The sequence below is a fragment of the Clostridioides difficile ATCC 9689 = DSM 1296 genome, from assembly GCF_001077535.1.
Taxonomy (GTDB): domain Bacteria; phylum Bacillota; class Clostridia; order Peptostreptococcales; family Peptostreptococcaceae; genus Clostridioides; species Clostridioides difficile.
On sequence record NZ_CP011968.1, the window covers coordinates 204,286 to 219,590 of the forward strand.

A 15,305-nucleotide genomic window follows, 5' to 3' on the forward strand; every position below is an offset into this window, starting at 1 on the left:
TAGGCTTATACTATAATTAATTAAGCAGTGATATAAATTCACATGACGATTATATCAAAATGGAGATGAATTGATGGCAAAAATATATTTAGAAAATGAAAATAAAACTAGAGAAATAGGATATAAATTAGGTAAACTTTTAAAAGAAGGCAGTGTTATCTGTTTAGTAGGAGATTTAGGAGCTGGTAAAACTACAATGACACAAAGTTTGGCAGATTCATTAGGGATAGAAGATTATATAACAAGTCCTACTTTTACTATAATAAATGAATATGAAGGAAAAATACCTTTGTATCATTTTGATGTTTATAGAATAGGTAGTAGTGACGAAATGTATGATATTGGTTATGATGAATATGTAAATTCAAATGGAATCTGTATAATAGAATGGGCTAATCTAATAGAAGATATACTTCCAAAAGAATATTTGAATATAGAATTGAGATATAAAGATGAAGGAAGAGAAATGATATTAACTCCAAAAGGAGAGTTTTATAAAGAGATAGTTGAGGAGTTGATTAAATAATGAAAATACTAGGTATGGATACGTCTTCTATGGCAGCAAGTGTAGCAGTTGTTGAAGATGATAACTTAATATGTGAGTTTACAGTAAACAACAAAAAAACTCATTCACAAAAGCTTATGCCAATGATAGAAAATATGTTGAGTATGAGTGATTTAAGTATAAAAGATATGGATTTATTAGCTGTATGTATAGGTCCAGGTTCGTTTACAGGACTTAGAATAGGTATGGCTACAGTAAAAGCTATGGCCCATGTAAATAATATACCAATAATAGCAGTAAATTCTTTGGAATCTCTAGCAAATAACATAAATTTCTGTGATAGAAAGATATGTTGTATATTAGATGCGCAGAAAAATCAAGTTTATTCAGCTAAATACAAGTTTGAAAATGGAGAGATGATAGAATTAGATGGTGTTGATGTTGTAGATTTTGATGCTTTAGTAGATGAAATTGTATCAACTAATGAAGAATTTATAATAGTTGGAGAAGCTGTATACAAATATAAAGACAAGTTAGAGAATATAAAAAATATAAAAATACCTTCACCAGCTAATAATGTATCTAACGCAGGAAGCTTATGCTCTTTAGCATTAAATAAATATAATAAAAATATAGATGTACATACTTGTTATACGATAAATCCTATGTATATCAGAAAATCTCAAGCTGAAGTACAATATGATGAAAAAATGAAGAGGCTAAATAATGGAAGATAATACAAAACTAATAGTAGATGATATAAAAATAGAAGAAATGACTACAGAAGATATAGATGAAGTTTTTGAAGTAGAAAAAAATTGTTTTGAAGATTATTGGTCAAAAGAGTCTTTTAGAAAAGAGTTGTCTAATGAAGTAGCAAGGTATATAGTAGCTAAGTTAAATGGAAAAATTGTCGGATATGTGGGAATTTGGCTTATACTTGATGAAGGGCATATAAATAATGTGGCTGTTCATAGTGACTATAGAGGGAAAAAAATAGGGGACAAGTTGATAAAAGGCATAGTTGATTTATGTAAAGATAATAATATTGCATCTATGACATTAGAAGTTAGAGCATCAAATAAAATAGCACAAAATTTATATAGAAAATATGGATTTAAAATGGGTGGAATAAGAAAAGAATACTACAGTGATAATAAAGAAGATGCAATTATAATGTGGAACCAATTAAAAGAGGTGTAGAGTTTATGAGTGATATAATAACATTAGCTATAGAGAGTAGTTGTGACGAAACAGCTGCATCAGTTTTAAAAAATGGTAGAGAAATACTTTCAAACATAATCTCTACTCAAATCGAGACACATAAAAAATTTGGTGGTGTAGTTCCAGAAGTGGCCTCAAGAAAACATGTGGAAAATATTGATATAGTTGTTCAAGAAGCTTTAGACAAAGCAAATATAGGTTTTAATGATATAGACCATATCGCAGTTACATATGGACCTGGGCTAGTAGGTGCTTTATTGGTTGGTCTATCTTATGCTAAAGCACTTGCATATACTTTGAATATTCCACTTGTAGGAGTAAATCATATAGAAGGGCATCTAAGTGCAAACTATATAGAGCATAAGGATTTAAAACCTCCTTTTATAACATTAATAGTATCTGGAGGTCATACTCACTTGGTTGAAGTAAAAGATTATGGCAAGTATGAAATTTTAGGAAAAACAAGAGATGATGCATCTGGAGAAGCATTTGATAAGATTTCAAGAGCGATGAATTTAGGCTATCCAGGAGGTCCTATTATTGATAATCTGGCCAAGAATGGAAATAAACATGCTATAGAATTTCCAAGAGCCTATTTAGAAGAAGATAGCTATGATTTTAGTTTTAGTGGATTAAAATCTTCTGTATTAAATTATCTAAATGGAAAAAGAATGAAAAATGAAGAAATAGTAGTTGAAGATGTAGCAGCATCTTTCCAAGAGGCTGTAGTAGAGGTTTTATCTACTAAAGCACTAAAAGCAGTAAAAGACAAAGGATACAATATCATAACTCTTTCTGGTGGGGTTGCTTCTAATTCGGGGCTTAGAGCTAAAATAACAGAGCTTGCTAAAGACAATGGTATTACTGTTAAGTATCCTCCTCTAATTTTATGCACAGATAATGCAGCTATGATAGGGTGTGCAGGATATTATAATTTTATAAATGGGAAAACGCATGATATGAGTTTAAATGCAGTTCCAAATTTAAAGATAAATCAGTAGAGTTAGATGAATTTGTAAATATAAAAGTATTGTTTCAAAAAAGTAAGTAGAAGTGAAATTAAATATAATAAAAATAAATATAGTATATATTAAAACTTGAAGTAAAACTATTTATAATCTTTATATTCCAATGAATTGCAACAAATTTTAGGATATACAGATTGTCTTTGGCTTAGATTTGCTTCAAGTTTATTTTTTTCTATAGAAAGATTATTTTAAAAAGTGGGTAATATACCCTTTTTTTTCATTCTTAAAAAGTTTTATACTAATTATAGAAAGATTAAGGAGGGGAAGAAATGAGTCAAAGTAAAGAAGACAAAATAAGAAGTATTTTGGAAGCAAAAAATATTAAATCAAATTTTCAAAATAAAGAAAATTTAAGTGAATTTAATGAAAAAAAAGCAAGTAAAAGAGCAGAAGACTTATTAGATGTATATTATAATACATTATCTACTGCTGATATGGAATTTCCATATTGGTATAATAGAGAATATAGAAAATCAGATGGTGATATACCAGTAGTTAGAAGAGCTAAAGCTCTTAAAGCTGCTTTTTCACATATGACACCAAATATAATACCTGGTGAGAAAATAGTAATGCAAAAGACACGCCATTATAGAGGTTCTTTTCCAATGCCATGGGTAAGTGAAAGTTTCTTTGTTGCTCAAGGAGAACAAATGAGAGAAGAGGCAAAGAAATTAGCCAGTAACACAGCTGATGAACTTACAAAATTTGGGTCTGGTGGAGGAAATGTTACTGAAAGTTTTGGAAATGTCGTTTCAATAGCTGGTAAATTCGGAATGAGAAAAGAAGAAGTACCTGTACTTGTAAAAATGGCAAAGGAATGGGTTGGAAAGTCTGTTGAAGATTTAGGTTTTCACTATGAAAAAATGATGCCAGATTATGATTTAAAAGAAAACCTAATGAGTACACTTATATGCATGTTTGATTCGGGGTATACACTTCCTCAAGGTAGAGAAGTTATAAATTATTTTTATCCTTTAAATTATGGATTAGATGGAATTATAGAAATGGCAAAAGAATGTAAAAAGGCAGTTGCAGGAAATGCATCTGGAGATGGGCTTATTGGTATGGACCGTCTATATTTTTATGAGGCTGTTATTCAAGTTATTGAAGGATTACAAACTTGGATTTTAAATTATGCAAAACATGCAAAATATTTAGAAAGTATAGAGACAGATTTAGAAGCTAAAAAAGAATACTCAGATTTAGTGGAGATATTAGAACATATTGCACATAAACAACCTCGTACATTTAGGGAAGCTCTTCAGTTGACTTATACAATTCATATAGCATCAGTAAATGAGGATGCTATATCTGGTATGTCTATAGGACGTTTTGGTCAAATTTTATATCCTTGGTATGAACAAGATATAGAAAAAGGACTAATTACAAAAGAAGAGGTTATCGAATTATTAGAGCTTTATAGAATAAAAATCACTTGTATTGACTGTTTTGCTTCAGCGGGGGTAAATGGAGGAGTACTATCAGGTAATACATTTAATACTTTATCTATAGGTGGATTAAAAGAAGATGGTTCTACAGGAGCTAATGAACTAGAAGAGTTATTATTAGAAGCAAGTATGAGATGTAGAACTCCTCAACCTAGTTTAACTATGCTATATGATGAAAAGCTTCCAGAAGATTTCTTAATGAAAGCTGCTGAATGTACAAAGCTTGGTTCTGGTTATCCAGCATGGGTAAACAACTCAAATGGAACAACATTTATGATGAAACAATTTGCTGATGAAGGTATGACTGTTGAAGAAGCAAGAGCATTTGCATTAGGTGGATGTTTGGAAACGTCTCCAGGGTGTTGGAAACAGTTAACTTTAAACGGAAAAACGTACTCTATTGCAGGTGGAGCAGGTCAATCTGCTGGCTCTGGAGTTCACTTTATAGCTAATCCAAAAATTTTAGAACTTGTTCTTATGAATGGTAAAGACTATCGTATGAATATACAAGTATTTGAGCCTCATAATAAGCCATTAGATACTTATGAAGAAGTCATAGAAGTATTTAAAGATTATTATAAACAAGCAATAAATGTTTTAGAAAGAGCAAATAACATTGAGTTAGATATATGGAGAAAATTTGATACTTCTATAATAAATTCACTACTAAAGCCAGACTGTTTAGACAAAGGTCAACATATAGGAAATATGGGATATCGTTATAATGCAACATTAAACGTAGAAACTTGTGGTACTGTTACTATGGTCAATTCATTTGCAGCGCTTAAGAAACTTGTATATGATGACAAAGCATTTACAATAGAGGAAATTAAGGATGCCATATTAAATAATTTTGGATTTAAAGATGCATTAGAAGTAGGAAATTATTCTATGGCAGACCAAGTAAAAGTAGATAAGACTGGTAAATATGATGCTATTTATAAGGCCTGTCTTGATGCACCTAAATATGGAAATAATGATTTGTATGCAGATAATATTCTTAAAAACTATGAGGTATGGTTATCAAAAGTATGTGAAGAAGCACAATCTTTATATGCTAAGAAGATGTACCCTTGCCAAATATCTGTTTCTACACATGGGCCACAGGGAGCTGCTACCTTGGCTACTCCAGATGGTAGACTAAGTGGAACAACATATTCAGATGGTTCAGTCTCTGCATATGCAGGAACAGATAAAAATGGAGTATATGCATTATTTGAATCTGCAACTATTTGGGACCAAGCAGTAGTTCAAAATTCTCAGATGAATTTAAAACTTCATCCAACTACTATAAAAGGACAACAAGGAACTAAAAAATTATTAGATTTAACAAGAAGTTATTTAAGAAAAGGTGGGTTCCATATTCAATATAATGTTGTAGATTCAGAAACCTTAAAAGATGCACAAAAAAATCCTGACAATTATCGTCAATTAATGGTACGTGTTGCTGGGTTTACTCAATATTGGTGTGAATTAGGTAAACCAATACAAGATGAAGTAATTGCTAGAACAGAGTATGAAGGGGTGTAAAATATGAGAAAGCATAGTGATTGTATGAATTTTTGTGCAGTAGATGCAACCAAAGGAATTTGTAGATTATCAAAACAAATGATTAATTTAGATGATGCAGCATGTCCAGAGATAAAAGTAATGCCAAAATGTAAAAATTGTAAAAATTTTGTTGAAGCTAATGATGAAGGTATAGGCAAATGTGTTGGCCTAGAGAAAGAAGATTGGGTATATTCAACATTGAATGCAATTACTTGTGAAGGACATGTGTTTAATGAGTAGTCAAAAGCAATTAGAAGGCATGATTTTCGATGTACAAAGCTTTTCAGTTCATGATGGTCCAGGTTGTAGAACAACTGTATTTTTAAATGGATGTCCACTGAGTTGTAAATGGTGTGCAAATCCAGAAAGTTGGACTGTAAGACCACATATGATGTTTAGTGAATTATCTTGTCAATATGAAAATGGATGTACTGTATGTCATGGTAAGTGTAAAAATGGTGCATTGAGCTTTAATCTTGATAATAAGCCAGTTATAGATTGGAACATCTGTAAGGACTGTGAAAGTTTTGAATGCGTCAACTCATGTTATTATAATGCGTTTAAATTATGTGCAAAACCTTACACTGTAGATGAACTTGTGCAGGTAATTAAACGTGATTCTAACAATTGGAGAAGTAATGGAGGAGTAACATTTAGTGGAGGTGAGCCACTACTTCAGCATGAATTTTTACATGAAGTATTATTAAAGTGTCATGAGGTAAATGTACACACTGCCATTGAAACGAGTGCATGTGTATCAAATGAAGTTTTTAATAAAATATTTAACGATATTGATTTTGCATTTATTGATATAAAGCATATGGATAGAGAAAAACACAAAGAACAAACAGGTGTGTATAATGATTTAATATTAGAAAATATATCAAACCTTGCAAATTCTGATTGGAATGGAAGATTAGTACTTAGAGTACCAGTTATCTCTGGGTTTAATGATAGTGATGAAAATATAAGTGATATTATATCTTTTATGCACAAAAATAATTTGGTAGAAATTAATCTATTACCATTTCACAGATTAGGAGAATCAAAATGGACTCAATTAGGCAAGGAATATGAGTATTCTGATAAGGGTGATGTTGATGAAGGTCATCTTGAAGAATTACAAGATATATTTTTGGATAATGGTATAGCTTGTTATGTTGGTCATGAGACAGCTTTCTAAAATTAAATACAAGTTTTAATTAAAAAAGGATGTTACACTAAAAGCTAGAGTTACATCCTTTTTTATGTGGTTTTTATGTAGAAATAATTAAGTAAAGTTTTATATGTTTTATATATTGTTTATATTGCTTTATGTCCATAAATATTGCTTTAAATATACTTTATATATTTTTTATAGTTTAAATTACAGTTAGAGAATATATTACGTTTACTTTATTGAAGCAGAAGTTTTGTGGTAAAATACTACTATGAAAAAATTTAATAGAATATATTTTAGAAACAACTAAAAATAATAGTTAGGAGGAAGACATCTATATGAACAAATCATGGAGCAACTTGATTATTAAGAATAAAGACAGAAAAGTACGTTCAGGGTGGATTATTATAGCTGTTATGGCTACCTTTTACATACTTCAGTATTATTTAAGCATGATACTTGTGGAAATAATAAGAAAAATCCTGGTTGCTACAGGTGACATTAATTTAAAAACAAACTATTTTTCAGAATATGCTAATTGGTTAAATGATGTTGGGTTACAGATTGTATTTCAAATTCTAACAGATTCACTTATGATTATTATTCCTATAATTGTATGGAGATTTATTATGAAAAATCCTATTAGTGAAATGGGATTACATTCTTATAGAATTAAGAAAAAAGAAGGATATGTAGGAATGTTATTAGGAATATTTAATTGTACAGTAATCTTTATTATAACAATAACAATTGGTGGTGGTCATGTTACTTCATGGGTACCAAAAATTTCACCTTTAACAGTTTCTTGGATACTGGTCTTTATTTTAGTTGCTTTTGCAGAAGAAATTTTAAATCGTGGTTTTTTTATGGCAGTTTTACGAAGATGTAAAAATATTTATTTTATAATGATTGTTCCATCTGTTATTTTTGGGTTGATTCATATATGGAATCCTGATTTTACTTTTTTGTCTGTAATTAATATTATAATTATTGGGATTCTTTTTTCATATATGTTTATAAAGTCGTCGAATATATGGATGTGTATAGGTTATCATTTTACATGGAATGTATTTCAGGGGATTATATATGGTATGCCTGTAAGTGGACTTCAGGTTCCAGGGATTATAACTACACAAATCACTCATGGTAATCTATTAAATGGAGGGATGTTTGGTATTGAAGGTGGAATTTTGACTACTTTTGTTAATCTACTTAGCTTTATATTTGTATGGTATTACTATAGAGATTCTAAGTATGATTTTGTTAGTGATAAAGTAAATGTGACCAATATCAAGAATTAGTTGATTATAATAAATTTTAATAATATCTTCTAAGCTTAAAGTATTCTGTAGGATTGTTGGAAATTTGCAAAAATATAAAAATAACTTGGATATTCTATTTACTCCAAGTTATTTTTATATTCTTTTGTAAATAGAAATGGAACATAAAAAATTAAAACAACCATAGATACTATTAGTATATCATGGTAAGTGATAGTTGATTCTTTAGAATTTGTGATAAGAAAAGCACTATTATTTAAAACATGAATTATAGCACAAAACCAGATATTCTTAGTTTTTATATAAAGATATCCTAAAAATATTGAAATTCCAACTATATGTATTGAACGTAATATTATTCCTAATATTGGCGCTTCAGGTGTATATAATGTAAATATTAGTGGTAAGTGCCACAAGCTCCAACACATACCTAATATTATAACTCCTAACTTTTTACCAAATTTATCAAAAAAAATATTCTGTAAAAAACCTCTCCAGGCATATTCTTCACTAAAAAAAATATAAATAGTAGTTAATGATGTTATTGGAGTAAATATAAATTTTATGATACCACTATAATTAGGTTGAGCCCCTTGTAGTATTAGTATAAATGATGTTGGAACAATTACAGAAATCATAAAGTAAATAATTAATAAAGAACCTAGTTTAATATTTTTTACAGGATATAAATTTTTTTTATTTGATGAATATATTATAATTGATAAGCTACTTATAAAAATTAATATTAGGTTTATAATTATAAATTCATTATTATTTATTAGATTTAATAACTTAAGAACAATTAATAATGAATAAATAAGAAAAAATAATATGATTAGTGAATAAAATTCATACATATCATTATTTAATCCTTCAGTATAAAACTTTGCAATAGCAACTGAAGATAGAGGTAATATCATCATGAATGATGCAAAGTTTTCTGGATCAATAAATTTATTATAATATAACAGTAAACCTAATGAATAAGTTAAATCAAAGTTTATAAAGAAAAAGATAATAATTTGTATTTTTTTTCTTTTTATTTCATTTTTAATAAATACTGGGTTTAGAATATTTATCCATATTAATTTTAAGTTCATTAATTTAATACTCCTTTACAATATAGATTCTTAACTAAATTAAAATATTTTATTGAATATTATAAATTCATGACAGTCAATATTATTGAAAAGTAACTTATAAAATTATATATAAATAATAAAATTAATTTTACTATATACCCATATATTTAGTTATATTGCAGGCAGAATGTGGTTTACCATAACCAAAAGGATAATAAAAAATATTTTTCTATATTTTTATTATCTTTTTGTAAAAGATTTATTATTTATTGAATTAAATTAATAGGCAGTAGAGGCATAGTTGATAAAATTAATGAAGAAATTAAACTTATGAATATAAATTTATTATTGAGTTTTAATATTACATTTATTATTCTCTTTGATTTTAATATTTTATATTTAATAATTATTACATTCGTCTGGTTAATAAATAATAATTAAATAAATCAAATGATTTTAATTTACTATACGATTATAATATAGCGTTGATTTTTTATGATTTCAATAATTTCCTATATACAAAATAATACAAAAAATTTATTAGAAAGTTAATTTATTATTTTATTTATAAAAATTAGGATGAATTTGTAATGTTAATATCAAAAAAATAAATATAAATATCAAAAATAAATTTATTTAAAATTAAAATTTTATTTATTATTAAAAAGTAAATATAATTATTAGTAATATATATAGTATTTGTAACAAAATATCAATAATTAGAAAGAATATGAAAACTAAATTAGAAGAACTAAAAACTATATTTTTATTAATTATAATATTTGAATAATCTCTTTAATCATATAAAATGCATATACTTGTAATATTTAAAGGTGATATTAATATTATTAGTGTATATTAATATTCCCTTGAAATTAAAAAAACATAGATATTTCAGTAATCTAAAATAGTCTACAAAAATAACAGTTTTAGCAAAATTAATAAGAATACATATAGATTTAAACCTAAAAGTATGAACATGTCTGTTTTTTACAAGATTAAAATTTATATTATATGATAAAATTAACTTAACTATTTCAATAAGACTTATAATTTTTTTCTTTATACTAGACCTTATTGAAACCTTTATAGTTTAATTCTAATTATATATTATAAATAAAGTATGTGTATATTAAGGAGGTAATATGAAGTTTTTAAATGTTTTAGTAGTAGTTGAAGATATTGAGAAATCAAAAAAGTTTTATTATGATGTTTTGGGGTTAAAGGTAATCTGTGATTTTGGAGAAAATGTTGTACTAGAAGGTAATATATCATTACAAGAAAAAAAGCTTTGGTTAGAATTTATTAATAAGAGTGACAGTGAAGTTAAGTTCAATGGAAATGATGCTGAGTTATATTTTGAGGAAGATAATTTTGATACTTTTGTTGAAAGATTGAGTACAATGAAAGATATAGATTATGTTCATCTAGCTATAGAGCATAGGTGGGGTCAAAGAGCAATTAGATTTTATGATTTAGATGGGCATATTATTGAGGTTGGAGAAACTATGTCATCTGTGTGTAGACATTTTTTAGATAGTGGTCTTTCAATAGATGAGGTAGCTAAAAGAATGGATGTAACTGTCGAATATATTGAATCAGTTTTAGAATAGATGGATTATATTAAAGTAAAATTGAGGTGAAGGCTGTAAGTAAACTTGTGTGAAAACAAATTTGCTTACAGTTTTTATTTTTCTAAAATAAAGAATATAATACTTGTTTAGCTTTATTTGAGTTTTTAAAAATATTATGATATTTCTTATATATTTATACTAAAGTTTAAATTTAGAAAAAATATATAAAAGATAGTTATATTTACTATTATCTTGTATAATTATATATACTATTTTATATAACTATGCTAAAATTTAATTGAATAAATTAAAAATATAATGAAAGTTTAGTTTTAATTCATTTATTTAATAAACATTTCAAGTAAAATAATGTTTAAATCAGAAATATAAATAAATATTATTATAATCGTTATTAAAGACCAAAAATCCCATCTTAGAAGTTTGTATCATATGAAACCTTTATAGATTATGAAAGCAATAATATAGTGTATGATATATAAAATAAGTTATAAAAGTATTTTTTTAGATATTCAAAAAGACATTGTAAGTTATATTAATAATATGGGTATCAACGAATTTTGGATATAATGAGTTTTTTAACTTAAAGTTATGTAATAATGAATGTAAAGAATATTTAATGAAATCATTTTGTTGGTTATGTCTAGCTGAATACAATAATCTTTTAGATAAAGATTTTATATTTGAAGATAGGTGTGAAAAAATTAAGAAGATATTAACATCAGCAGTTTAGAGGCAAAGCATGTAAAGTAAAGTCTGGGTAACTAAAAGTAGTAATTTAGATTGTAACTATTGTTATAAATATGAAAATGAGGAAACAGGAAATATAAGTTAGGATGTAGAAAATAGGTTACTAAATAAAAAGCTTAATTATATAATCAAAGAAATAGGTATATACTGTACAATTTCATGGTGAAGAACTTTTCCTAAATAAAAAGGTTGGTAAAAGAGATATAAGAAATAAAATTCAATTATAAGATATGGTATGATAACTAAAGGCACTATATGGAGTGAATAGGCGGAAGAATTTTTTGAAAATTATAAAAATAGTTTCTGTTGCTACATATCAATAAGTATAGATAGAGATTGCAAAATCCATAGCAAAAATCGAATTTATAAGTGTAAATAACATGTAAGACAAGGAGTAAATTATGAGTATTTTAGAGATAAAAAACCTAAATAAAATATATGGTAAATCGGAAACAGAGGTGAAAGCGTTAAGTCAAATAAATCTAAAAATAAATAGTGGAGAATTTGTTGTGATAGTAGGTAAAAGTGGAAGTGGGAAAAGTACTTTACTACACATAATGGCAGGACTTGAAACTCCAACAAATGGTGATGTGATTATTGATAATATAAATATATCATCTCTTGATGAAAAGAAAAGATCTGCATTACGTAAAGAAAAGTTGGGATTAATATTTCAATCATATAATTTGATTCCAGTTTTAACTGTTGAAGAAAATATAAAACTACCAACTATAAATATAAAAAATAAAGATGAAGCTTATATTAATGAATTGATGGAGTTACTAGGAATAAAAGATAGAAGAATGTATTTGCCAAATCAATTATCAGGTGGGCAACAACAAAGAGTAGCAATAGCAAGGGCTCTTGTAAATAAACCATCAATTGTATTTGCTGATGAACCTACTGGAAATTTAGATACAAAGACAGAGTCAGATGTATTAAGTTTATTAAAAGAATCTCAAAAAAAATATAATCAGACAATAATAATGATAACACATAATATAGATATAACAAAATATGCTGATAGAGTTATAGAAATAGAAGATGGATTTATAAGAGAGTAGGTAGATTTATGAAACTTAATTATATTGTAAAAAAATATATAATGGGAAATAAGAAAAATACATTATTAATAATTGTAAGTATTGTAATTTCAACAGCGTTGTTTTTAATTATGAATATAATAAGTGAAGATGCGACAAACTTAATGATAAATCAAGCTAAAAATGAATTTACATTAAAACATGCACAATATATCAATCCAAAAGACGAAGAAATAAAATATATAGAAAATAACACAAGTATAGATAAAGTTGGAAAATCAATGCTTTTAGGAATTAGTGATATTGGTAAAGGTCAAACACTACAAATTCTATCTCAGGATAAAGTTGCTGAAGAACTAAATGATATTTACACACTAGAAAAAGGTAAATTACCAGTAGCTGAAAATGAAATCGCTATAGATTCATGGTATATTAAACAAAAAAAGATAAAAAACCCTATAGGAAAAAGGATAACATTAGATTATAGAAGACAAGGGATAGATCAAGAAGATTTATATACTGGGGAAAAAGAATTTAAAATAACTGGTATCTTAAATAGTAATCCTATTTTAAAAGCTCAAGGAACATCAATTGGCCTTATAAGTAACGATTGTGCTATCAAGAATATTCCTACTAAAAATAAATATGATCAAATTATGTTTACTTTTAAAAAGGAAAAAAATATACAGAGACAATCACAAAAACTTATTAAAAATGGAAATTTGAATGAGAATAACATTTATTTTAATAATGAATTATTAATAGCTATATCTGATAGTATGAATTTAAAAATACCTTATATAATAGTTAATATAGTACTAGCACTAGCAACTATATTATTAATTTATAATATTTTTTATATATTAGTATCAAATAGAATAAAGGATTTTGGGATATTTAGGGCTTTAGGGTTTAATCCAAATGATATTTTTAAAATAATGATTTTAGAAGTATCTATATACTCTATTATAAGTATTTCTATAGGTCTAATTTTAGGTGGGATAATAGCTAGTTTATCAAGGGAGTATGTTATAGGAGTAATATACAATGTCAACTATATAAATTCTATAAAAAACCAGAACTATATAAACACATACATAATTTCTATATTATTAAGTTTAGGAACTATAATAATATCAGTTTCAAAACCTCTTATGTTATCAGTTAAAACTGATCCAATGATTTGTATAAGAAGAAATAATGAAAAAGTGGATATAAAACAAAATTCCTTTATAAATAAATTTATGATAAAACTTTTCAAAGACTATGGTAACATAGCATCAAAAAATATACAAAGAAATAAGAAACGTACAAATTTATCTATAGCATCAATGGTAATTATATTTTTCTTAATGGCAACAATATACACAAAGTCTACTAGTAACTTTTTAAGTGATGGTGTATTAAAATATTGGATACAAGGAGATTATTTATTACATAATATTGATATAAGTACTATACGTTCAAATAATAAAGGTTATGATAAAAATGTACTACAAGAGATAAAGGCAATTGATGGTGTAACAAAAGTAAACTCATATAGGCATAAGTGGTTTAATATAAAAATTGATGATAAAAGTATAAATAAGAACTCTGATTATTGGAAAAAAAATAAAGATAATATTGAAGCTAGATCAGAAGTAAAAGATGGAATTAAGGTATATAATAATTCTTTTGAATTTTTAGGAATAGAAGATACAGATATACTAGAGGATTTCTTGATAAATGGAAAGGAAAATATAGATAAATTTAGTAAACAACCATATCTGTATATAACAAAGAAATCCAGTGATTCGCTTAATATAAAAAAAGGAGATAGAATAAAAGTATACTTTGATATTATAGATTCAAAAACAAATAATTTTACCAAAACAATATCTCAAGAATTTATAGTATGTGGAATTATAACTACATTACCAGTAACCTCACAAGTGGGAGCTGAATTTGGCGGAGTAATATCAACAAATCAATTTAATAAGTTTACAGGAATATCATCTTATGAAAGATTTGACATATGGACGAGTAAACTAGCCAATGATAAATATGTTGAAAGTGAGTTAAACAAAATAACAGAAAAAACAAATAAAGGAATTTTAATTCCATACAAAGCTGAAACAGCTGAATATGAAAAAATTGATAATCAAAAAACACTAATTATGGTATTAGTAACTGGAATTATAGTTATATTATCTTTATTTAACTGTTGCAATACTATAGTTACTAGTATTAATAGCAGAAGTAGGGAATTTGCACTATTTAGAGGAATAGGAATATCAAAACATGAAATAAATAAAATTGTTAAATTGGAAAGTTATATATATATTATAGTAAGCTTTTGTATATCTATAATACCTATTTTAATTGTAAGAAGTATAATAATAAAACCTTTTGAAAGTATCAATTTAATAAATTGGAAATTTATAGGGGCTATTATCCTAATAGTATTTATTTTAGTATCTATAATCATGATAACTACACTAAAAACATTGAATAAAATTCAAAATGAAAATTTTATGGAAGAAATAAAGACTTTATAGTGAACAGCCTATAAATTAAAGAGGTTTTATATGAATTTAATTGCAATTATCGATAATGGTGTAGATATTGATTTTAAATAATTTAGAAATAAAAATAAAATAAGTT

12 protein-coding genes are annotated in these 15,305 nt (G+C 26.3%); 11 read left to right on the forward strand and 1 reads right to left on the reverse strand.

Annotated features, from left to right (window positions below; all coding sequences use genetic code 11):
• Positions 1–73: 73 nt before the first annotated feature.
• The 8 genes from tsaE (at position 74) to CDIF1296T_RS01330 (ending at position 8,216) form a co-directional block, all read left to right on the forward strand.
• Positions 74–526 (forward strand): tRNA (adenosine(37)-N6)-threonylcarbamoyltransferase complex ATPase subunit type 1 TsaE, encoded by a 453-nt coding sequence (tsaE, locus tag CDIF1296T_RS01295; protein WP_003434423.1) that lies wholly within the window; start codon positions 74–76, stop codon positions 524–526.
• Positions 526–1,242 (forward strand): tRNA (adenosine(37)-N6)-threonylcarbamoyltransferase complex dimerization subunit type 1 TsaB, encoded by a 717-nt coding sequence (gene tsaB / locus CDIF1296T_RS01300; protein WP_009895221.1) that lies wholly within the window; start codon positions 526–528, stop codon positions 1,240–1,242. Before tsaE ends, tsaB begins: the two co-directional genes overlap by 1 nt.
• Entirely contained in the window at positions 1,232–1,708 is a 477-nt protein-coding gene (rimI, locus tag CDIF1296T_RS01305) for a ribosomal protein S18-alanine N-acetyltransferase (RefSeq protein ID WP_003434429.1), read from the forward strand. The genes tsaB and rimI overlap by 11 nt, the downstream gene beginning before the upstream one ends.
• Before the next feature lie 5 nt (positions 1,709–1,713).
• A complete protein-coding gene (gene tsaD / locus CDIF1296T_RS01310) occupies positions 1,714–2,730 on the forward strand; it encodes a tRNA (adenosine(37)-N6)-threonylcarbamoyltransferase complex transferase subunit TsaD (RefSeq protein WP_009895224.1) in 1,017 nt (338 codons plus the stop codon).
• A 296-nt stretch (positions 2,731–3,026) separates the two neighbouring features.
• The gene (gene hpdB, locus CDIF1296T_RS01315) at positions 3,027–5,735 is read left to right on the forward strand and encodes a 4-hydroxyphenylacetate decarboxylase large subunit (protein ID WP_009895226.1); all 2,709 of its coding nucleotides are present in this window, start codon (positions 3,027–3,029) and stop codon (positions 5,733–5,735) included.
• A 3-nt stretch (positions 5,736–5,738) separates the two neighbouring features.
• Positions 5,739–5,996 carry a 4-hydroxyphenylacetate decarboxylase small subunit gene (gene hpdC, locus CDIF1296T_RS01320; RefSeq protein WP_003425410.1) on the forward strand — a complete coding sequence of 86 codons (258 nt, stop codon included), beginning with the start codon at positions 5,739–5,741 and terminating at the stop codon, positions 5,994–5,996.
• Positions 5,989–6,939, forward strand: coding sequence for a 4-hydroxyphenylacetate decarboxylase activase (gene hpdA, locus CDIF1296T_RS01325; protein ID WP_009895227.1), 951 nt, complete (start codon positions 5,989–5,991; stop codon positions 6,937–6,939). Before hpdC ends, hpdA begins: the two co-directional genes overlap by 8 nt.
• 314 nt (positions 6,940–7,253) lie before the next feature.
• Positions 7,254–8,216, forward strand: a complete 963-nt coding sequence (locus tag CDIF1296T_RS01330; RefSeq protein ID WP_018112760.1) for a CPBP family intramembrane glutamic endopeptidase — start codon at positions 7,254–7,256, stop codon at positions 8,214–8,216.
• A gap of 98 nt (positions 8,217–8,314) precedes the next feature.
• On the opposite strand, the gene CDIF1296T_RS01335 is transcribed toward CDIF1296T_RS01330, so the two are convergent.
• Entirely contained in the window at positions 8,315–9,295 is a 981-nt protein-coding gene (locus CDIF1296T_RS01335; protein WP_009895229.1) for a CPBP family intramembrane glutamic endopeptidase, read from the reverse strand.
• A 1,127-nt stretch (positions 9,296–10,422) separates the two neighbouring features.
• Between CDIF1296T_RS01335 and CDIF1296T_RS01340 the strand changes: the two genes are divergently transcribed.
• The 3 genes from CDIF1296T_RS01340 (at position 10,423) to CDIF1296T_RS01350 (ending at position 15,199) form a co-directional block, all read left to right on the forward strand.
• A complete protein-coding gene (locus CDIF1296T_RS01340; protein WP_009895230.1) occupies positions 10,423–10,890 on the forward strand; it encodes a VOC family protein in 468 nt (155 codons plus the stop codon).
• Positions 10,891–12,020: 1,130 nt separating this feature from the next.
• Positions 12,021–12,683: an ABC transporter ATP-binding protein gene (locus CDIF1296T_RS01345; RefSeq protein ID WP_003434446.1), complete on the forward strand. Its 663-nt coding sequence runs from the start codon at positions 12,021–12,023 to the stop codon at positions 12,681–12,683.
• Positions 12,684–12,691: 8 nt separating this feature from the next.
• Positions 12,692–15,199, forward strand: coding sequence for an ABC transporter permease (locus CDIF1296T_RS01350; RefSeq protein WP_009895234.1), 2,508 nt, complete (start codon positions 12,692–12,694; stop codon positions 15,197–15,199).
• Positions 15,200–15,305: the final 106 nt, after the last annotated feature.